Annotated in this window: 20 protein-coding genes; 14 read left to right on the forward strand and 6 right to left on the reverse strand. The window is 62.9% G+C overall.

The window, feature by feature from the left end; translation table 11 throughout:
- The first annotated feature begins 19 nt into the window (after positions 1-19).
- The 8 genes from J3364_RS16250 to J3364_RS16285 all read left to right on the forward strand — a co-directional run bounded on the left by J3364_RS16250 (position 20) and on the right by J3364_RS16285 (position 7,538).
- A complete protein-coding gene (locus J3364_RS16250; RefSeq protein WP_123636409.1) occupies positions 20-604 on the forward strand; it encodes a YggT family protein in 585 nt (194 codons plus the stop codon).
- A gap of 323 nt (positions 605-927) precedes the next feature.
- On the forward strand, positions 928-2,892 hold the full coding sequence (locus tag J3364_RS16255; protein WP_349559304.1) for a dynamin family protein: 1,965 nt from the start codon (positions 928-930) through the stop codon (positions 2,890-2,892).
- Positions 2,893-3,024: 132 nt separating this feature from the next.
- Complete coding sequence (metX, locus tag J3364_RS16260) at positions 3,025-4,173, forward strand: homoserine O-succinyltransferase MetX (protein ID WP_349559305.1); 1,149 nt, start codon at positions 3,025-3,027, stop codon at positions 4,171-4,173.
- Complete coding sequence (gene metW / locus J3364_RS16265) at positions 4,170-4,763, forward strand: methionine biosynthesis protein MetW (protein WP_123636406.1); 594 nt, start codon at positions 4,170-4,172, stop codon at positions 4,761-4,763. The genes metX and metW overlap by 4 nt, the downstream gene beginning before the upstream one ends.
- 26 nt (positions 4,764-4,789) lie before the next feature.
- A complete protein-coding gene (locus tag J3364_RS16270) occupies positions 4,790-5,248 on the forward strand; it encodes a DUF4426 domain-containing protein (protein WP_349559306.1) in 459 nt (152 codons plus the stop codon).
- Positions 5,249-5,254: 6 nt separating this feature from the next.
- Positions 5,255-5,863, forward strand: a complete 609-nt coding sequence (gene rdgB, locus J3364_RS16275; RefSeq protein ID WP_349559307.1) for an RdgB/HAM1 family non-canonical purine NTP pyrophosphatase — start codon at positions 5,255-5,257, stop codon at positions 5,861-5,863.
- Positions 5,860-7,014 (forward strand): radical SAM family heme chaperone HemW, encoded by a 1,155-nt coding sequence (gene hemW, locus J3364_RS16280; protein WP_349559308.1) that lies wholly within the window; start codon positions 5,860-5,862, stop codon positions 7,012-7,014. The genes rdgB and hemW overlap by 4 nt, the downstream gene beginning before the upstream one ends.
- The gene (locus J3364_RS16285; protein WP_349559309.1) at positions 7,011-7,538 is read left to right on the forward strand and encodes a hypothetical protein; all 528 of its coding nucleotides are present in this window, start codon (positions 7,011-7,013) and stop codon (positions 7,536-7,538) included. The genes hemW and J3364_RS16285 overlap by 4 nt, the downstream gene beginning before the upstream one ends.
- A gap of 15 nt (positions 7,539-7,553) precedes the next feature.
- Here the strand turns inward: J3364_RS16285 and trmB are convergent, their stop codons facing one another.
- Complete coding sequence (gene trmB / locus J3364_RS16290; protein ID WP_349559310.1) at positions 7,554-8,282, reverse strand: tRNA (guanosine(46)-N7)-methyltransferase TrmB; 729 nt, start codon at positions 8,280-8,282, stop codon at positions 7,554-7,556.
- 176 nt (positions 8,283-8,458) lie between these two features.
- Between trmB and J3364_RS16295 the strand changes: the two genes are divergently transcribed.
- The gene (locus J3364_RS16295) at positions 8,459-9,565 is read left to right on the forward strand and encodes a histone deacetylase family protein (RefSeq protein ID WP_349559311.1); all 1,107 of its coding nucleotides are present in this window, start codon (positions 8,459-8,461) and stop codon (positions 9,563-9,565) included.
- Positions 9,566-9,569: 4 nt separating this feature from the next.
- Here the strand turns inward: J3364_RS16295 and J3364_RS16300 are convergent, their stop codons facing one another.
- Both J3364_RS16300 and J3364_RS16305 read right to left on the reverse strand, forming a co-directional pair.
- Positions 9,570-11,093, reverse strand: coding sequence for a YifB family Mg chelatase-like AAA ATPase (locus J3364_RS16300; RefSeq protein ID WP_349559312.1), 1,524 nt, complete (start codon positions 11,091-11,093; stop codon positions 9,570-9,572).
- A 78-nt stretch (positions 11,094-11,171) separates the two neighbouring features.
- Positions 11,172-11,432 carry an accessory factor UbiK family protein gene (locus J3364_RS16305; protein WP_123636609.1) on the reverse strand — a complete coding sequence of 87 codons (261 nt, stop codon included), beginning with the start codon at positions 11,430-11,432 and terminating at the stop codon, positions 11,172-11,174.
- A 368-nt stretch (positions 11,433-11,800) separates the two neighbouring features.
- Here J3364_RS16305 and glnK point away from each other — a divergent pair, with 368 nt between their 5' ends.
- Together glnK and J3364_RS16315 are read left to right on the forward strand one after the other, a co-directional pair.
- Positions 11,801-12,139 carry a P-II family nitrogen regulator gene (gene glnK / locus J3364_RS16310; RefSeq protein ID WP_004578958.1) on the forward strand — a complete coding sequence of 113 codons (339 nt, stop codon included), beginning with the start codon at positions 11,801-11,803 and terminating at the stop codon, positions 12,137-12,139.
- Between the two features lie 76 nt (positions 12,140-12,215).
- On the forward strand, positions 12,216-13,484 hold the full coding sequence (locus J3364_RS16315; protein ID WP_203143572.1) for an ammonium transporter AmtB: 1,269 nt from the start codon (positions 12,216-12,218) through the stop codon (positions 13,482-13,484).
- A gap of 83 nt (positions 13,485-13,567) precedes the next feature.
- On the opposite strand, the gene J3364_RS16320 is transcribed toward J3364_RS16315, so the two are convergent.
- Together J3364_RS16320 and speE are read right to left on the reverse strand one after the other, a co-directional pair.
- Complete coding sequence (locus J3364_RS16320) at positions 13,568-13,768, reverse strand: DUF6316 family protein (RefSeq protein ID WP_123636612.1); 201 nt, start codon at positions 13,766-13,768, stop codon at positions 13,568-13,570.
- A 231-nt stretch (positions 13,769-13,999) separates the two neighbouring features.
- On the reverse strand, positions 14,000-14,860 hold the full coding sequence (gene speE, locus J3364_RS16325) for a polyamine aminopropyltransferase (protein ID WP_349559313.1): 861 nt from the start codon (positions 14,858-14,860) through the stop codon (positions 14,000-14,002).
- 169 nt (positions 14,861-15,029) lie between these two features.
- Here speE and speA point away from each other — a divergent pair, with 169 nt between their 5' ends.
- Positions 15,030-16,931, forward strand: coding sequence for a biosynthetic arginine decarboxylase (gene speA / locus J3364_RS16330; protein WP_349559314.1), 1,902 nt, complete (start codon positions 15,030-15,032; stop codon positions 16,929-16,931).
- Here speA and J3364_RS16335 read toward each other — a convergent pair.
- A complete protein-coding gene (locus J3364_RS16335; RefSeq protein ID WP_349559315.1) occupies positions 16,916-17,965 on the reverse strand; it encodes an AraC family transcriptional regulator in 1,050 nt (349 codons plus the stop codon). The genes speA and J3364_RS16335 overlap by 16 nt on opposite strands.
- Before the next feature lie 189 nt (positions 17,966-18,154).
- Here J3364_RS16335 and J3364_RS16340 point away from each other — a divergent pair, with 189 nt between their 5' ends.
- Both J3364_RS16340 and J3364_RS16345 read left to right on the forward strand, forming a co-directional pair.
- On the forward strand, positions 18,155-18,802 hold the full coding sequence (locus J3364_RS16340) for a sigma-70 family RNA polymerase sigma factor (protein ID WP_349559316.1): 648 nt from the start codon (positions 18,155-18,157) through the stop codon (positions 18,800-18,802).
- Entirely contained in the window at positions 18,799-19,434 is a 636-nt protein-coding gene (locus tag J3364_RS16345; protein ID WP_349559317.1) for a ChrR family anti-sigma-E factor, read from the forward strand. Before J3364_RS16340 ends, J3364_RS16345 begins: the two co-directional genes overlap by 4 nt.
- Positions 19,435-19,447 lie beyond the last annotated feature (13 nt).

The following is a 19,447-nucleotide window of genomic DNA, read 5'->3' on the forward strand; positions in this document are numbered from 1 at the left end:
CCCGAGTACGGAGCCCAACATGCTGGCGCAGATTGTGATTGCGACGTTACAGATCATTTCCACGTTCTACCTGACCATTGTCCTGCTGCGTTTCCTCCTGCAGCTGGCACGGGCGGATTTCTACAATCCGATCAGCCAGTTCGTGGTCAAGGCCACCAACCCGCCGCTGCGCCCGTTGCGCAAGGTGATTCCCGGCTGGGGCGGCGTCGACGGTGCCGCTCTGGTGTTGGCGATCCTGATCCAGATGCTGACCTTCTTCCTGATCCTGATCACGCTCAGCGGCGGCGTGCCGGCCTTCAACCCGCTGACGCTGGTGGCCTGGTCCGTGGTCACGGTGCTGGGCCTGATCGTGAAGATCTACTTCTGGTCCGTGCTGGCCATCGTGATCATCAGCTGGATCGCGCCCGGTAGCCCCCATCCGGCGATTCAGCTCATCGGCCAGCTGACCGAGCCAGTCATGCGCCCGGTGCGCAACCTGATGCCCGCCGTCGGTGGCCTGGACCTGTCACCCATCGTGGTGTTCCTGATTCTCAACGTGGTTTCGATCGTGATCGAGTACATGGCACGCGGCGTTGGCCTGGGGCACATCGGCGTCGCTCTGTAATTCCCGACAGCCTTCCACCTCACGCCAGGCCTGCGACCACCCGGTCGCAGGCCTCACTTTTACAAAATGACGCAAATCTATACATGGCGAAACGCATCGCCAGTTGGCTGATTTTCCAAAGTTTCTTCAAAGCCTGCCGATAACCCGACTGGAATCAGGTGCTTGAGACGGTCATACGTCACAGAGAGACCTTTTCCGGTGGCCTACCATAGCTACAATATCCGGAATGATTCGTGCGCCGACGTCCGGCAAAAAAACGGGGGCTGTTTCGCTGACGAGCGAACACCCGAGAAGAACAGCACACGCGTAAATAGGCTAGCCCCATGCATGCAACTGGAAGCTTGACCCACCAGGTGGAGGCCTACCACACCTGGAAGAAGGAACTGATCCGCCAGATCTCCCGCTACCGCCTCTGGCTGCAGGACAACGACCTGTTCTCCGAAGACGTCAGCCAGCGGATACGCCGGGGACTGGAACTGCTGATCGAGGACGAGCTGACCATTGCCTTCGTCGGCGAATATTCCCGCGGCAAGACTGAACTCATCAACGCCCTGTTTTTCTCGGAGTACGGCCAGCGCATCCTGCCGTCCCAGGCCGGCCGGACCACCATGTGCCCGACCGAGCTGTTCTACGACCGCACCGAGGGCAAGGACTACCTGCTCCTGCTGCCGATCGAGACCCGTCGTGAAGACCTGTCACTGCAGCAGCTGCGCAAGCGGACCGACCGCTGGCAGCGCTACGACCTGGACGCCAGCGATCCGACGGTCATGCGTGAAGTGTTGGCCGAAGTGGCCCGGGTGAAGAGCGTCACTCCGGCGGAAGCCCGCGAACTCGGCTTCCAGGAAAGCATGCTGGAGAACGACCGCAACAACCCCGGCCACGTCCTGGTGCCGGCCTGGCGCAACGCGCAGATCAGTTTTCGCCACCCGCTGTTCGAGCGCGGCCTGCGCATCCTCGATACCCCGGGCCTGAACGCCCTGGGCTCGGAGCCGGAACTGACCATCAGCATGCTGCCCAGCGCCCACGCGGTGATCTTCCTGCTCAGCGCCGATACCGGCGTCACCGCCAGCGACATGGCCGTCTGGAAAGAACACATCACAACGGAAGAAGCCGATCACCGCGCCGGCCGCTTCGCCGTACTCAACAAGATCGACGTGCTCTGGGACGACCTGCAGGGTCCCGAGCATACCGCCGCCTCCATCGACCGGGTGCGGGAGTACACCGCCGACCACCTGAACATCCACGCCGCCGATGTGATCCCGGTGTCCGCCAAGCAGGGCCTGCTGGCCCGGGTGCAGGGTAACGAGGAGCTGCTGGAGCGCAGCGCCCTGCCGGAACTGGAAAAGCTCATCATCCACCGCATCCTGATGCACAAGGAAGAGCTGATCACCCAGAGCCTGATCAACGACCTGCTGGGCATGCTCCAGAACAGTCAGGCGGCAATGCAGCACCGTCTCGACGCCCTGCGCGAGGAACTGTCGGCCTGCGGTGAGACCCACGTGGATCGCGACGCTCTCAAGCGCCTCGCCGACCGGGCCCAACAGGATTACGACTTCTACTACAAGAAGCTGATCACCCTGCGCTCGAGCCGACGCCTGATGCAGTCCCAGGGCGATATGCTGAAAGACCTGGTGGCCGAAGTCCGCTTCGAAGGCCACGTCGAAAAAATTCGCAAGCTGCTCAACAAGAGCTGGACGACGGCGGGCATGAGCCGGGCCATGAACCATTTCTTCGAGTTGCTGGAAAACGATTTCAGCAATCTGCTGGCCGAAGGTCACCTGGCGGAGAAGATGGTGGCGTCCATCTATCGCCGCTACAACGAGGACACCCGCGCCCGACACCTGGAGCCGATCCCGCTGCGTGCCGGCCGTCACGTCATTGCCCTGCGCGAGCTGCGCAAGAAGGCCGACCGGTTCCGTCGTAATCCCAAGAACATGCTCACCGAGCAAACCCTGCTGATCCGCCGTTTCTTCAACGTGATGGTCAGCGAGGCCCGCACCCTGCACACCCGCGTCCGCGCGGACGTGGAACGCTGGCCCCAGGAAGCCCTGCTGCCAATCATGCAGTACTCCATGGAACAGAAGCAGCTGCTGGAGCACCAGATCCGTCGGGTACGTGACTCGGTTCGCAATGAGCGCACGCTGAAGGACGAGCGCAAGCGCCTCGAAGAAAGCATCGCCGACTTGAATCGTCAGCTGGAACTGGCGGACAACATGCACCGTCAGATCCGCAAGCCGGCACCCACGCTGATCCAGCAAAAAGTCGTCAATCTCTCGGGCATTGCCTGATCCGACGAACGCCGCAGCCGACAACGGGCTGCGGCGTCTTGCAGCCGTTGCCCCCCACCTTTAAACTGCTTCGCTGGCCGGCCTTTATGCCTCGTTCACCCTGCCGGCACAGTCCAGGAACCCATTGTATCGATGCCAGATTCGTTGCCGCCTGATTCCGTGGGGCTGGTGGAACCCCAGACCCTGCACTTCGATGAGCCGCTGACCCTCGCCTGCGGGCAGACCCTGCCCCATTACGACCTGGTGGTGGAAACCTATGGCGACCTCAACGCCGACCGATCCAATGCGGTGCTCATCTGTCACGCCCTGAGCGGTCATCACCATGCGGCGGGTTATCACAGCCTGGAAGAACGCAAACCCGGCTGGTGGGACAGTTGCATCGGTCCCGGCAAACCCATCGATACCAACCGCTTCTTCGTGGTCAGCCTGAACAACCTGGGCGGCTGCCACGGCAGCACCGGCCCCATATCCACCAATCCCGAAACCGGGCACTGCTACGGCCCGGATTTCCCGGTGGTCACCGTCAAGGACTGGGTGGACAGCCAGGCCAAACTGGCCGATCGACTGGGCATCAAACAATGGGCTGCCGTCGTCGGCGGTTCGCTCGGCGGCATGCAGGCGCTGCAGTGGAGCCTCAGTTATCCCGAGCGACTGCGTCATGCCGTCGTGATTGCGTCCACACCGCGGCTGACAGCCCAGAACATCGCCTTCAACGAAGTCGCACGCAAGGCCATCACCTCCGATCCGGAGTTCTATGACGGCCGCTACGCCGAACACAACGCGACGCCGCGACGGGGCCTGATGCTGGCGCGCATGGTGGGACACATCACTTACCTGTCGGACGCCTCGATGGGCGAAAAATTCGGCCGGGAACTGCGCGAGGAGGCCTACAAGTTCGGCTACGACGCCGAATTCCAGGTGGAGAGTTACCTGCGCTACCAGGGCGAGCGCTTTTCCGAGACGTTCGATGCCAACACCTATCTGTTGATGACCCGGGCCCTGGACTATTTCGACCCGGCCTACGACTACGATAACGACCTGGCCGCGGCCATGAGCCAGGCCCGGTGCGAATTCCTGGTGCTGTCTTTCAGCACCGACTGGCGCTTCACACCGACCCGCTCCGAGGAACTGGTCAACGCCATGATCGCCGCCCGCCGCAAGGTCAGCTACGCGGAAATCGATGCGCCCTGGGGCCACGATGCCTTCCTGATCCCGACGCCGCGCTACGAGGACATCTTCACGGCCTACATGGACCGGGTCGCCCGGGAGGTGCAGCAATGAGAGCCGACCTGGAAATCATCGAAAAGTGGATTCAGCCCGAAAGTCACGTGCTGGATCTCGGCTGTGGTGACGGCACACTGCTGGATTACCTGCAGCGGGAAAAGCAGGCCACCGGGTTTGGCCTGGAGATCAACCCGGACCACATCACCACCTGCATGGGTCGCGGTGTGAGCGTGATCGAACAGGACCTGGACGTCCAGGGGCTGGGCAATTTCCACGACCAGAGCTTTGACGTGGTGCTGATGACCCAGGCCCTGCAGGCCGTGCGTCGCCCGGACATCGTGCTGGACGAAATGCTGCGGCTGGGCCGGGAATGCATCGTTACCTTCCCCAACTTCGCTTACTGGCGGCTGCGCTGGTATCTGATGCGACAGGGCCGCATGCCGGAATCCGAGACCCTGCCCTACAAGTGGTACAACACCCCGAACATTCACCTGTGCACGTTCAAGGATTTCGAGGCACTCTGCTATCGTAAGAACATCCAGATCATGAACCGCACCGTAGTGGACAGCGAACACCGCTACCGCTGGTTCAACCGGCTGTGGCCCAACATGCTCGGGCAGATCGCGATCTACCGCATCACCCGCTAGGCCGCATGAACCGCGAGGAGGTCACCATGAACCGATACATGGCCCGTCTTCAGCTGGTACTCGCCCTGTGTGCCGCCCTGCTGCTGGGCAGCGGCGCGGCCCGTGCCGGCCAGTTCGAACAGTTTGGCGACTACCAGGTGCATTACAGCATCTTCCCCAGCAGCTTCCTCTCGGCCGAGGTCGCCAGCCGCTACGATATCGTGCGCAGCCAGTCCATCGGCATCGTCAACGTCAGCATCCTGCGCCTGGGCGAGCAGGGGCGGCTGGAGCCGGTCTCCGGCCAGGTGGAGGGCCAGGTGGTCAACGACATCCAGCAGCGGCGCATCCTCGGCTTTCGCCGCATCAGCGAGGGCGACGCCGTCTATTACATCGCCCAATTCCCCTTCAGCGAAGGCGAGCTTCTGACCTTTGAGCTGCAAGCCAACGCCCCCGGCGCGCCCGGCAAGATGCCGGTCCGGGTGGCCCAAACCCTGATGAACGATTGAGAGACGATGTCTGAACAGCGACTGGTACTGGCCAGCAACAACGCCGGCAAGATCCGCGAACTGAGTGAACTCCTCGCCCCCCTGCATTTCCAGATCGAGGCACAGGGCAGCCTGGGCGTTCCTGAGGCGGAAGAGCCGGCCGTGACCTTTGTGGAAAACGCCCTGATCAAGGCCCGCAACGCCGCCAGCCATACCGGGCTGCCGGCCCTGGCCGACGATTCCGGACTGGCGGTGGACGCACTCAATGGCTCACCGGGCGTACGCTCGGCCCGCTATGCCGGCGACAACGCCACCGACGCCGATAACGTCCGGCACCTGCTGGAAGCGATGGCCGATATCCCGGACGCCGAGCGCACCGCACAGTTCCACTGCGTACTCGTGTACCTGCGTCACGCCCAGGATCCGACGCCCATTATCTGCCACGGCGTCTGGGCCGGCCGCATCCTGACCGAAACCCGCGGTGAAGGTGGTTTTGGCTATGATCCGGTGTTCTGGGTCCCCGAACGCGATTGCTCCGCGGCAGAACTGGCGCGCAGCGAGAAAAGCCGCATCAGCCATCGCGGCAAGGCCCTCGAAGGCCTGCTGGCCAGCCTGCGAGACCGGACGGCCCCATGAATCGTCCGGCCGCTTCCGGCCAACTGCCGCCACTGAGTCTGTACCTCCACATGCCCTGGTGCGTGCGCAAGTGCCCCTACTGCGACTTCAATTCCCACGCCCTGAGCGGAGCCATTCCCGAAGACGACTATCTGGCAGCCCTGCTGGAGGATCTGCAGGCGGATCTGCCGGGCGTCCAGGGACGTCCTGTCGAGACCGTCTTTATCGGCGGCGGCACGCCGTCGCTGATGTCCGGTGACTTCTATGCCCGCCTGTTCGATGGACTGGCGCAACATCTGGATTTTGCCGGGGATGCCGAGATCACGCTGGAAGCCAACCCGGGCACCCTCGAGCAGGGCCGTTTCGACGCGTTTCGTCGGGCCGGCATCAACCGGCTGTCGCTGGGCATTCAGAGCTTCGATCCCGCCCAGCTCAAAGCCCTGGGGCGCATCCACGACGACCAGGCCGCTCGCGCAGCGATCCAGGCCGCTCGCGATGCCGGTTTTGACAATTTCAACCTGGACCTGATGCACGGCCTGCCAGACCAGACCGTCGAGCAGGCTCTGGCGGACCTGGACATCGCCCTGTCCTTCGAACCGCCGCACCTGTCCTGGTATCAACTGACGCTGGAGCCGAATACCGAATTCTACAGCCGCCCCCCGGACCTGCCGGAAGACGACACGCTGTGGCAGATCTTCAGCAGCGGCAGCGACCACTTGCGCCGCGCCGGCTACAATAGCTATGAGATTTCCGCCTGGAGCCGCCCGGGGCGCGAAGCCCGACACAATCTTAACTACTGGCGTTTCGGCGATTACCTGGCGCTTGGGGCCGGCGCCCATGGCAAGCTGACGGACGGTGACAGCGGCGAGATCCGCCGCTACTGGAAGACGCGCCAACCGGACGCCTATCTGAAACGCCTGGGCAGCCGGACGGCCGGCCAGCAAGGCCTGGAACGGGACGACCTGCCACTGGAGTTCATGATGAATGCCCTGCGGCTGGGCCACGGCGTTGACGAAAGCCTGTTCACAGAACGTACAGGTTTACCGCTGACAGAGATTGCTGCGATACTCACAGACCTGCGCTCAAAAGGGCTGCTGGTGCCTGACCGGCTTCAGGCAACGCCGCTGGGACAGCGTTATCTCAACAGCATTCTGGAACAGTTCCTGCCATGAACGAAGGCACCCTGCCCCCAATCCCCCGCCCGCTCAAGCTGCTGACGATCAGCGCCATGATCATGCTGGCCCTGCTGGTGGGCATCAACGTCCCACTGGTCACCGGCGTCGCACCGCAAGGCATCATCAGCCTGCAGTTTGCGACGACCGCCGAGCAGACCCTCAACATCCTCAACAGCTGGGGATCGGACAGCAGCCACTGGGCCGTGGCCTCCCTGACCCTCGATTTTCCCTTTGTGGTGATCTATGTGTTGGCGCTGATGGCGTTGACCGACTACCTGATGAGCGATCGGCCGGGTATTCGTGAGCGCCAGGCAGGACGCTGGGTGAGAGGCCTGTTCGTGGCCGCCGGCGCCAGCGACCTGGGGGAGAATATCTGCCTGCTGACGAACCTGGCGGAGCCGGATGACGTACTCAGCCTGTCGGCCACTGTCTTCGCGATGATCAAGTTCACCGCCCTGCTGATGGGTGCCGCCGGGCTGGTGGTGATCCGGGCCGCCCGCCGACATCCTCTCAGTTACTGACGCCGTTCCGGCCGCTTAGTTGGTGCGCCGGAACAGGAGATCCCAGACGCCATGGCCGCGCTGCAGGCCACGATGCTCGAACTTGGTCTGGGGGCGCTCTTTCGGACGCGGGGAGAAACCACCTTCCGGCATGGTGTTGGCAAAGCCTTCCGCTTCGCTCATCACATCCATCATATGCTCGCTGTAGTTCTCCCAGTCCGTGGCCAGATGGAAGATCCCGCCCACCCGCAGCTTGTGGCGGATGCGCTGGACGAACTCCGGCTGCACCAGGCGCCGCTTGTGGTGACGCTTCTTGTGCCAGGGGTCCGGGAAGAACAGCATCACCCGGTCGAGGGAGGAATCCGGCAGGCACAGGTCGATCACGTCGTTGGCGTCGATGTTGTAGATCCGGACGTTTTCCAGCCCTTTATCCTCGATCGCCTTCAGCAATGCACCGACACCGGCGGTGTGTACTTCCACACCGATGAAATCCTGTTCCGGCGCCGCCTCGGCCATGGTCGCCAGCGACTGGCCCATACCAAAACCGATTTCCAGATTGAGGACAGCCTGACGGCCGAAGACCTGGCGCGGGTCGATCATCCCGTCGTCCCGGGTCAGGCCATACTTGGGCCAGCTCCGGTCATACGCCTTCTTCTGCCCTTCCGTCATCCGCCCCTGGCGCAGCACGAAGCTGCGGATACCACGGCGCGTGGTGACCGGCTCATCAGGGTTATCGGTCGGCTGGCTGTCTTTCTCGTCGGTCATTGAGGTCTCTCGTCTGATTCAATCCGCGGCGCCTTCTGCACCACGCTGTGAAGGAACGCAGTGTATCAAAGCTTACGCGGACTGTGAGGTTTGGACCACTTCCTCTCTCCCCGCAGCAATAGCGGCTATGCTGAGAGAACACAACATCCCGGGGGCACAGCAAAAGGATCAACGCCATGCCAGCCGCACACAAGGTGACCGTTTTTTTTGACGACCGGGTCCTGGCCCATGCACCGGACACCGAGGCGTCTTTTCTGCCAGCGCGCATGGACCGGCGTATTCGCCAGATTCTGGCCGGCCTCAACGTGCCCTGGCATTACCCGGAACACCCCGGTCGCCTCACCGCCATTATGCAGTACCTGGAGGCCAACCCGATTGACGGCCTCCGGTTCGCCAGCGGTGCCAAGGCAACCCCCGAACAGCTGGCCCGGGTTCACACGACGGCCTATCTCAACGAACTGTATGAGTTACGCGGCCAGAACGCCTGGCTGGATGTGGATACCACCGCGGTCTCACCCGGCAGCATCGACGCCGCCGAGGTCGCCGCCGGAACCGCCGTGGCGGCGGTCGAGAGTGTGGTGTCGGGAGACTCCGAGAGCGCCTTCGCCCTGGTACGACCGCCGGGCCATCACGCGGAGCCGGTCAGGGCGCGGGGTTTCTGCCTGTTCAACAATGTCGCGGTAGCGGCCGCCCACGCCCAGGCCGAACTCGGCTGCGAGCGGGTTCTGATCGTCGATTGGGACGCGCACCACGGCAACGGCACGCAAGAGATTTTCTGGGCCGATCCGGACGTGCTGTTTTTCGATCTGCATCGGGCCGCCCCGTTCTATCCCGGTTCCGGCCAGCTGGAGGAAGTCGGCGCCGGTCTGGGCGAGGGAACCACGGTGAATGTGCCGCTTCCGGCAGGCACGGGCGATGCGGCCTATCTCAAAGCGATTGATGAGATCCTGGCCCCCGCCGCGGACTGGTTCCAGCCGGACCTGGTGCTGGTCTCCGCCGGTTTCGATCCCCACTGGATGGACCTGGCCCTGAACGTCTCCTACGAAGGCTTCGGAGCCATGGCGGCGGGCATCCAGGCGATTGCCCGCAAACACTGCGATGGTCGGCTGGCCCTGGTTCTGGAAGGCGGCTACAACCTGGAATCGCTCCCTCGCGGCGTCCATTCGGTGCTGGGCGTTCTCGCCGGGGGACCCGTGCCCGAACCCGGCATTTGCGGTTTTGCGGAAGTCGAAGCGGCGGCCCGCTTCCATCACGACGCCTTCCAATCCCCGGATCTGGATTAGCCGTTTATACCGTGGCGGCCTGGGCGCCGGCCTGTCGACGATCCAGTTTTCGGTAGCCCAGCGCTTCGACGATATGGGATTGGGCCAGACGCTCGTCGCCGGCCAGATCCGCCAGGGTTCGCGCGACTCGCAGAATCCGGTGCAGCGCCCGCGCCGACAGCCCCAGCTTTTCCATCGCCTGGGCCAGCAGGCGCTCGCCCGCCTCGCCCGGGTGGCAGTAGTGATCCAGGGCGTCGCCTTTGAGATCCGCATTCAGCGACCCGCGCTCGCGCTGCATCGCCCGGGCACGCAGGACTCGTTCACGCACGGTGGCACTGTCCACGGCCTCCCGGTCCTGGCGCAGCAGGGTTTCGCCGTTCTGGACGGGCACTTCAACGTGCAGGTCGAAGCGGTCCAGCAGCGGGCCTGAGAGACGGGACTGATAGCGCAGCACCTGTTGCGGCGAGCACTGGCACTCGATGCTGGGGTGGCCGCGATAGCCGCAGGGGCACGGGTTCATGGCGGCGATGACCTGGAACCGGGCCGGATAGGTGACCTGCTGGGCCGCCCGGGAAATGACGATTTCGCCGGACTCCATGGGCTCGCGCAGCACTTCCAGCACCTTGCGGTCGAATTCCGGCAGCTCGTCCATGAACAGGATGCCCCGATGGGCCAGCGAGATTTCTCCCGGGCGCGGGCTGCTGCCACCGCCTACCAGCGCCACGGCGGAAGCCGTGTGATGAGGGGCCCGATACGGTGGGCGTCGCCAGCTTTCCGGAGCCGGGGATTCCCCCGCCACCGAACGCACGCTGGCCACTTCGAGCGCAGCATTGTCATCCAGCGGCGGCAGGATACCGGGCATCCGGCTGGCCAGCATGCTCTTGCCGGTTCCGGGCGGGCCAAATAAAAGCAGGTTGTGGTTGCCGGCCGCGGCCACCTCCAGCGCCCGTTTGGGCACATGCTGGCCGCGCACATCCCGGAGGTCCGGGCAGCCGATATCCAGGTCCGGTTCCGGGCACCGCTCCAGGGGCGAGAGCGGCTGATCGCCGCACAGGTGGGCCACCACATCCATCAAATGACCGGCGGCGAACACATCGTCCTCGGCCGCCAATGACGCCTCTTCGGCATTACCCGCCGGGATCAACAGTTGGCGTCCTTCCTCCCGGGCCGCCATGACGGCAGGCAACACGCCGCGCACCGGCCGCAGGGCACCGTCCAGGGCCAGTTCGCCCAGGCACTCCAGTTGCTGCAGGCGCTCGGACGGCACCTGCCCGGAGGCGGCCAGGATGCCCAGCGCGATCGGCAGGTCAAAACGCCCACCCTCTTTGGGCAGGTCGGCCGGCGCCAGATTGATCGTGATACGGCGGGTGGGAAACTCGAAGCCCGCGTTCATCAGCGCACTGCGCACGCGATCCTTGCTTTCACGAACAGCGGTTTCCGGCAATCCGACGATCGACAGGGACGGCAGACCGTTGGAAAGATGGATCTCGACGGTGACGGACGGGGCGGACACGCCCAGGCGGGCGCGGGTGTGGACAATCGCAAGCATAACAACCTTCCATGGTGTTGACTGAGTGGGTTCGACGCGAGGCGCGACAGTGACGGCGTCCTGCCATCACTGCATGAGTCAGGCCTTTTCGCTGTTCAGTCGCTGTTCCAGTTCAGCAACCTGCTTCTCCAGCGCTTCGACCTTTTCCCGCGTGCGTAGAAGCACCGCCTGCTGGGCATCGAACTCCTCGCGGGTCACCAGATCCAGCCGTGCAAGGACGGACAGAACCGTGGCGCGGGCGTGCTGTTCAAAATCGTCCCGGGCGGCTTTGGCCATATCGGGGACGAACTGACCAACCTGCCCCTGCAGCTGTGCAAATAATTCCTGTGGTGTTTTCAAGATCGACCTCTGTGGCTCCCAAGGCATGGCCGGAAAAGTGTACCATAATCGTGGTGATACAAGGCCGGCCCCGCGCGCACCGAAATGGCGCACCAATCCGGTACGTTACGGATCAGTGCGCACCATAGTAAGGCAAGCGCGTGACCCAAATGAGGGCTAGGCTCAAGTAATTCACTGTTTTAAAGGGTAATTTTTGCGTTGGCACACCCGATGCTTAATGCCTCGTACGCAATCCGCACACACTGTGTGCGAGGCGGAGCATCCCGAGCTCAAACAAAAGGAGCCCCTGAAAGCCCGACGCAAGTCCGGTGTTTTCAGAGAATCCACCAAACGAAAAAGTTTGAGACGGCATTACCAAGGAGACAGCAATGAAACTTGTGACAGCGATCATCAAGCCTTTCAAGCTGGACGATGTCCGCGAGGCATTATCCGAGATTGGCGTTCAAGGCGTGACCGTCACTGAAGTCAAAGGCTTCGGGCGGCAGAAGGGGCACACCGAGCTCTACCGGGGTGCGGAATACGTGGTGGACTTCCTTCCCAAGGTCAAGGTGGAAGTGGCAATCGGCGACAACCTGCTCGACCAGGTCATCGAGTCGATCACCAAGGCAGCCAACACCGGCAAGATCGGCGACGGCAAGATCTTCGTGACCGAACTGGAGCAGGCCATCCGGATCCGGACCGGTGAGACCGGGGAAGAAGCCGTTTAAGGCTGACGGAATCCGATAACAACGCCAACGCAATTACCCCATTCATCCCTGAAGAGCCTTGTGCGGAGGGCTTCACATGGAAAACAATGTTTTCGAATTACAGTACGCTATAGATACGTTTTATTTTCTTGTCATGGGCGCATTCGTCATGTGGATGGCAGCGGGCTTCGCCATGCTGGAATCCGGACTGGTCCGTGCCAAGAACACCACTGAAATCCTGACCAAGAACGTCGCGCTCTACGCCGTGGCCTGCACCATGTACATGGTGTGCGGTTACGCCATTATGTATGGCGGTAACGTCTTCCTGTCCGGCATGGGTACCATCGACGTTCCCAGCATCCTGAACGACTTCGCAAACCGCGATGGCGGCTTCGAGGGCGGCTCCATCTACTCCGGCGCGTCCGACTTCTTCTTCCAGGTGGTCTTCGTGGCAACTGCCATGTCCATCGTTTCCGGTGCCGTGGCCGAGCGCATGAAGCTCTGGACGTTCCTGATCTTCGCCGTCGTCATGACCGGCTTCATCTACCCGATGGAAGGCTCCTGGACCTGGGGCGGCGCGTCTGTCTTCGGCATGTACACCCTGGGCGACCTGGGCTTCAGTGACTTCGCCGGTTCCGGCATCGTTCACATGGCCGGTGCGGCCGCGGCCCTGGCCGGCGTCCTGCTGCTGGGCGCCCGTAAAGGCAAGTACGGCCCGAACGGCGAAATCCGCGCCTTCCCGGGTGCCAACCTGCCGATGGCCACACTGGGTACGTTCATCCTGTGGATGGGCTGGTTCGGCTTCAACGGCGGTTCCGTCCTGAAGCTGGGCGACATCGCCAGCGCACACTCCGTGGCCATGGTCTTCCTGAACACCAACGCGGCGGCAGCCGGTGGCGGCATCGCGGCCCTGATCACCGCCCGCCTGATGTTCGGCAAGGCTGACCTGACCATGCTGCTGAACGGCGCTCTGGCTGGCCTGGTGGTCATCACCGCTGAGCCGTCCACGCCGAGCGCTCTGGCAGCCACCCTGTTCGGCGCCCTCGGCGGTGTCTTGGTGGTCTTCAGCATCGTCACCCTGGACAAGCTGCGCATCGACGATCCGGTCGGCGCCATCTCCGTCCACGGCGTCTGCGGTCTGCTGGGTCTGCTGCTGGTCCCGGCCACCAACGGCGACGTCAGCCTGAGCGGCCAGATCATCGGCGCCCTGACCATCTTCATCTGGGTCTTCGTGGTGAGCCTGATTGTCTGGGGTATCCTCAAGGCGGTCATGGGCCTGCGAGTTTCCGAGGAAGAAGAGTACGAGGGCGTGGATCTGTCCGAGTGCGGTATGGAAGCTTATCCGGAGTTCGTCAGCACCAAGTAAGCGACGCTTCGGCCCAAAGCAGAAAGGCGCCCCTCCGGGCGCCTTTTTCGTTGCCTCATCCGGAATCCTGAAGTAAGCAAACTCTAATAGCTGGTACCGGCCCGGATCGACTGGCTGAGTGTTTGCTGCAGGTAAAAGTTGAGTTCCAGTTCCGCTTCGAGGGCGTTCTCGAAAGGTCCCTGAAACGTGCCCTCCCGGGTTTCGAAATACCAGGCGCCATTCACATAGCTGAACCGTTCGGTGCGAAACCAGTTCTTTTCCGTTTCTCCCTGTCTTACCACCATCTTGCCCCCCTGACATAAGCGAAATCACTGTGCCGACGGGCATACCCGGCCACACTGGGGATCGGGCGATCCGGCCAACAGCATTCCGGGGATGCGAGCTTTCTGACCGACTTCACACTAAGCGTAGGAGATCAGCGGCGACGGGAAAGACTGATTTGGAAACAGCTAAGAGGGCTTTATAGCGGATAGGCATCAGGACCGGCCCCGGGGCGGGACCGGCCATCGGACCGATCAATCCTCGAAGATATCCCGCATGAACTGCGGCTGGGCCAGGGCGCCCTTGTGGATGTCCTCGTTGTAGTAGCGCGTCACGAACGGGCGCTCGGCGGCGTCTTCCTCACGGAAGTAGTGCAGCGGGTTCTCCTTGCTGGCCATGGTGCAACTCCACCAGCCGGTGGGATAAACCGGCTGCGGGAAAGGCAGCGTCACCACGTGATCCAGACCGGCCTTGTGCATGTCGGTGTGGATGCCCTTGATGATGGTGTCTGCGTGCAGCAGCGGGGACTCGCTCTGTTGCACGATGATACCGCCCTCTCGCAGGGCCAGCATGCAGTCCCGATAGAAATCCAGCGCGAACAGGCCTTCTGCCGGGCCCACCGGATCGGTGCTGTCGATGATGATCAGGTCGATGCTGCCCGGATCGGCGTCGCGGATCCACTGGATGCCATCGCCGAAAAAGAAGTTGGCGCGCGGGTCCTCGTTGGACTCACACAGCTCCGGAAAATATTTCTCCGACATGCGGGTCACCCGCTCGTCGATCTCCACCTGCCAGGCCTCTTCCACGTCCGGATGTTTGAGCACCTCGCGCAGGGTGCCACAGTCACCACCGCCCACCACCACGACCTTGCGCGGCGCACGGTGGGTAAACAGGGCCGGGTGCGTCATCATCTCGTGGTAGAGGAAATTGTCGCGGCTGGTCAGCATCACGCAGCCGTCCAGCACCATCAGGTTGCCGAAGGTCGCGGTCTCATAGATCTCCAGTTTCTGGTACGGCGTCTGCTCTTCGTGCAGCTTCTGCTTCACCTGTAGAGAGAACGCCGTGCCCTGGTCCTGGAAAACCTCGGTGAACCAGCCATCGTTCAGTGCTGACATTGTTTCATTCCTCCTGCCCTGTGGGTCGAAAGCCGCGATTGTAGAGAGTCATTGTCCTGCGCCAAAGCACAAAAATACAGGTATTTGCCGAAGTCGGCATCTTACGGCGCTTCCCGCTAAGCGCCTGCTTTCTTTACAATGGCGCCTCAAAGACAGGACGGATTCGGCCATGACAGAAAGCAACGCGCACAAGGTCTATAACATTGCCCATTGGGGCGAAGGTTACATCGATATCGACTCGGCCGGTGACGTGCTGATCCGACCGGACCGGGGCCACAGCGGAGCGTCCATCAACCTGCCGCAATTGACCCGGGAGCTGCTGGACAAGCAGGTTCAGCTGCCGGTTCTGGTGCGCTTCGGCGATATCCTGCATGACCGCGTCAACAGCCTCTGCGACGCCTTCAACCGGACCGCCCGGGACAAAGGGTATCAGGGCCAGTACACCGCCGTTTACCCCATCAAGGTGAACCAGCAGCGTCACGTTGTCGAGGCGCTGACACGGGCCGAGCCCGCCGCCAGCAACGGCCAGATCGGCCTGGAAGCCGGCAGCAAGCCGGAATTGATGGCCGTCCTGGCGCTGTCCCGCAAGCCGGGCTCGGTCATCGTCTGCAACGGCTATAAGGATCGCGAGTACATCCGCCTGGCGCTGATCGGGCAGAAGCTGGGCCACAAGGTCTTCATCGTGGTGGAGAAGCAGTCGGAGCTACCCGAGATCCTGGAGGAAGCCAAGGCGCTCTCCGTAAAACCGCTGATCGGCGTCCGCGCCCGGCTGGCGACCATCGGCAAGGGCAACTGGCAGAACACCGGCGGGGAGAAGTCTAAATTCGGCCTGTCCGCCAGCCAGGTGCTGGAGACCGTCGAACGCCTGAAAGCCGCCAACGCGCTGGATTCCCTACAGCTGCTGCATTTCCACCTGGGCTCCCAGATCGCCAACATCCGCGATATCCAGACCGGCCTGAAGGAATGCGCTCGCTTCTACAGTGAACTGCGCGAGCTTGGCGCGCCCATCGAGACGGTCGACATCGGCGGCGGCCTGGGCGTGGACTACGAAGGCACCCGCTCGCGCAGCAGCTGCTCGATCAATTACAGCATGGGCGAATACGCCTACAACGTGATCCACACCCTGCAGACCGAATGCGATCGGGTCGGCATCCCGCACCCAAACCTGATCAGCGAGTCCGGCCGGGCCATGACCGCCCACCACGCGGTGTTGATCACCAACGTGATCGATGAGGAGGCACCGGCGAATCCAACGCCGAAGGCGCCGGCCAGTGATGCTCCGGGCCCGCTGCATGACCTCTGGCGCGACTACAACAGCCTGCAGGATCGTGACCCGAACCGGTCGCGGGTCGAGATCTACCACGACGTGATGCACGCCATCAGCGACGTGCATGCCCTGTTTGCCCACGGCCTGCTGTCGCTGCCGCACCGGGCCGAGGCGGAACAGCTCTATACCGCCTGTTGCCGCGCCCTGCGCGCCCGGCTCGAAGCCGGCAACCGGGCCCATCGCGAGATCATCGACGAGTTGAACGAGAAGCTGGCCGAGAAACTGTTCATCAATTTCTCCCTGTTCCAGTCGCTGCCGGACGTCTGGGGCATCGACCAGATCTTCCCGGTGCTGCCCATCAGCGGGCTGAACCAGCCGATCAACCGCCGCGCCGTGGTGCAGGACATCACCTGTGATTCGGACGGCCGGATCGACCGCTACGTGGACGGCCAGGGCGTGGAAACCACCCTGCCCCTGCCGGAGGCCAAGCCCGGCGAGCCGATGCTGATGGGGTTCTTCATGACCGGGGCCTACCAGGAAATCCTGGGCGACATGCACAACCTGTTCGGCGACACCAACTCCGTCGACGTCAGCCGCGGCGACGACGGCAGCTACCGGATCCGGCATCTTGTCGAGGGCGATACCGTGTCCAAGATCCTGCGCTATGTGAACTTCGACCCGGACGCGCTGCGCCAGGCCTACCGGCGCAAGTTCGAAGCGGCCAAACTGCCCGACCGGGAGGGCGAGGCCCTGCTGGCGGAACTGGAGCAGGGTCTGGAAGGCTATACCTACCTGGAGGACTGACCGCGGGCTTCGGTCCGATAGGCCGACGGCGAACAGTGCTCCCACTTGCGGAAGGCCCGGCCGAAGTTGGACGGGTCGCTGTAGCCCAGTTGCCAGGCGATCACCTCCACCGACTGGGACGTGCGGGTCAGCAGCCAACGCGCGCGGACGGCACGGACCTCATCCAGCAGGGTCTGGAAACCGGTGCCTTCCCGCTTGAGCTGCCGGCGCAGTGTCCGGGGCGAGACGTGCAACCGTTCGGCCACCGCATCCAGTCCCGGCAGGGGCTCGCTGGTGACGCTTTCCAATACGCTACGAACCCGTCCCGAGACACCCTGATGCTGCGCCAGTCGGACCAGCTCCGCCTCGCATTCCACTTCCGCCAGACGCCGGGCCACCGGATTGTGCAGTGCCATGGGCAATCCCAGCATGTCGGCCTGAAAGCGCAGTTGGTTGGCCGGCTGGCCAAAATGCGCCGCATCGCCGAACAGGGCCGCATAGCGGGCCCGGTGTGCCGGCTCCGGCGCTGGATACGCCAGCCGGCAGGAGCCGCCGTACATGAGCTGCTTACCGAACAGCAACTGATTGACATCCATCAGCGCCGCCAGCACCGCCTCAACGTTGAAGCGATAGAGATCGTCAAAGTCGTGGCGCATGGTCAGCTGGATCACCGCCTCGCGCCCCTCCACAAAGAACGTCAGGTCGATGTACGCGAAGCGGATCGAGAAATACTTGGCCAGTGTCCGCAGCGCCTCGTCGATGGTGGCGCAGCTGATGGCCGCCTGGGACAGGGAACCGTGGGTGGTGAATTTGAGCCGCTGACCGAACGCCAGCCCAAGAGCGGGATCGTCGCTCTGCTGCAACGCCTCGCGGCAGACCGCTACGAATTCCGCCACTGTCAGCAGCGTGTCCGGATGGGCCAATCGATCGGCGGACAGACCCGCGGCGGCAAACACGGCATCCCGCTTGCCACCTTCCTCTTCCAGAAGCTGGCCCAGAATTTCCACGTAGTGCGCGCGGATCGCGGGGCTGTGCAGGTCGAGGGCATCACTCATCGGCGTCAGTGCTCATGAGACATCGGTGACCGGCAGGTTAAAGGCCGATGCGCCTTGCCACAATTACCCCATCGACGGACCGGCGCTGACGGTTGGGTCATTTTCAGATTTTTTTGCTCGCCGGGTGATCCGGCCCAAACCGACTGGCGTAAATCCGCTGGACTGACAAACCCATGGCGAGCACTTAGAATGATGACATCAACTCGTGCAAAGACAGCCACCACGGGGGATCGCAACGTGTCCACGCCGAATCCCGGTTCCAACCGGTCAGAGGGCCGTAAAGACCCCTGGAGCCAGCTGTTGGACAAAGTCGGCAAACAGCAGGACCGGGAAGCCTATCGGGCCCTGTTCCAGCACTTCGCGCCGCAGATCAAGTACTACGCCATGGCGAACGGCCTGGCCGGCCAGGCCGAAGAGCTGGTGCAGGAAGTGTTCGTGTCCATCTGGCGCCGTTCCTGTCTGTACGATTGGCGCAAGGCCGCTGCCTCCACCTGGATCTTTACCATCGCCCGGAACCAGCGCATCGACATGCTGCGCAAGATGCAGCGCTCCCGCGCGGAAATGACCGTCGATACGGAGGATCTGTGGCAGATTCCCGGCGACGACGAGAACGAGCCGGTCACCTCCCTGCACCGACTGATGTCGGAACGCCGCATCCGGGACTCCCTCAAGCACCTGCCGGAAGAACAGATCACCGTGATCGCCAAGGTGTATATGGAAAACAAGTCCCACCAGATCGTGGCCGATGAACTGAACATCCCGCTGGGCACGGTCAAGAGCCGCGTCCGGCTGGCGCTCAACAAGCTCAAAGTTATTCTGCAGGACCAGAACGCATGACCCAGCACCATCCTGACAGTCACAGCCTGATGGAATTCAGCGCGGGGAACCTGAGCGATCCCCATGCGCTGTGTATTCGTCTCCATCTGGACGAGTGTCCGCACTGTCGCAGTCGCGTGGATACCCTGGACAGCCTGGGTGCCGTCCTGATGGACGAGCAGCCCGGCGCGGGCGTGGCTGACGATGCGTTCGACCGACTGATGTCACGTATCGATGCCGGCACGCCGGAACCCCAACCCAAGCCGGCACCACGCGGCAATCCGTTGCAACGGCTGCTGGGGGAAGACCTGAATCACCTGCCCTGGAAGCGGCAGCTGGCCGATGTCAGCGTGCTGGACATCAGTCATCTGTTCCCGGGCCAGCCGGAGAAAGTCGTGCTGCAGAAACTGGCGGCAGGCGGCAAGGCCCCGGCACACACCCACCGCGGTCTGGAAACGACGATCGTGCTGCAAGGCGCGTTCACCGACCACAAGGGCGTGTTCAACCAGTGGGATTTCGTGGTGCTGGACGAGCACGACGAACACCGGCCGGTGGCGCTGGAAGGCGATGACTGCATCACCCTGTCCGTGCTCAGCGCGCCGCTGAAGCTGACTGGCACCTTCACCCGTTTACTCAATCCGTTTATCCGATAGCCGATCTTGTTCT

Source organism: Marinobacter sp. NFXS9, from assembly GCF_040148665.1.
GTDB lineage: Bacteria > Pseudomonadota > Gammaproteobacteria > Pseudomonadales > Oleiphilaceae > Marinobacter_A > Marinobacter_A mangrovi.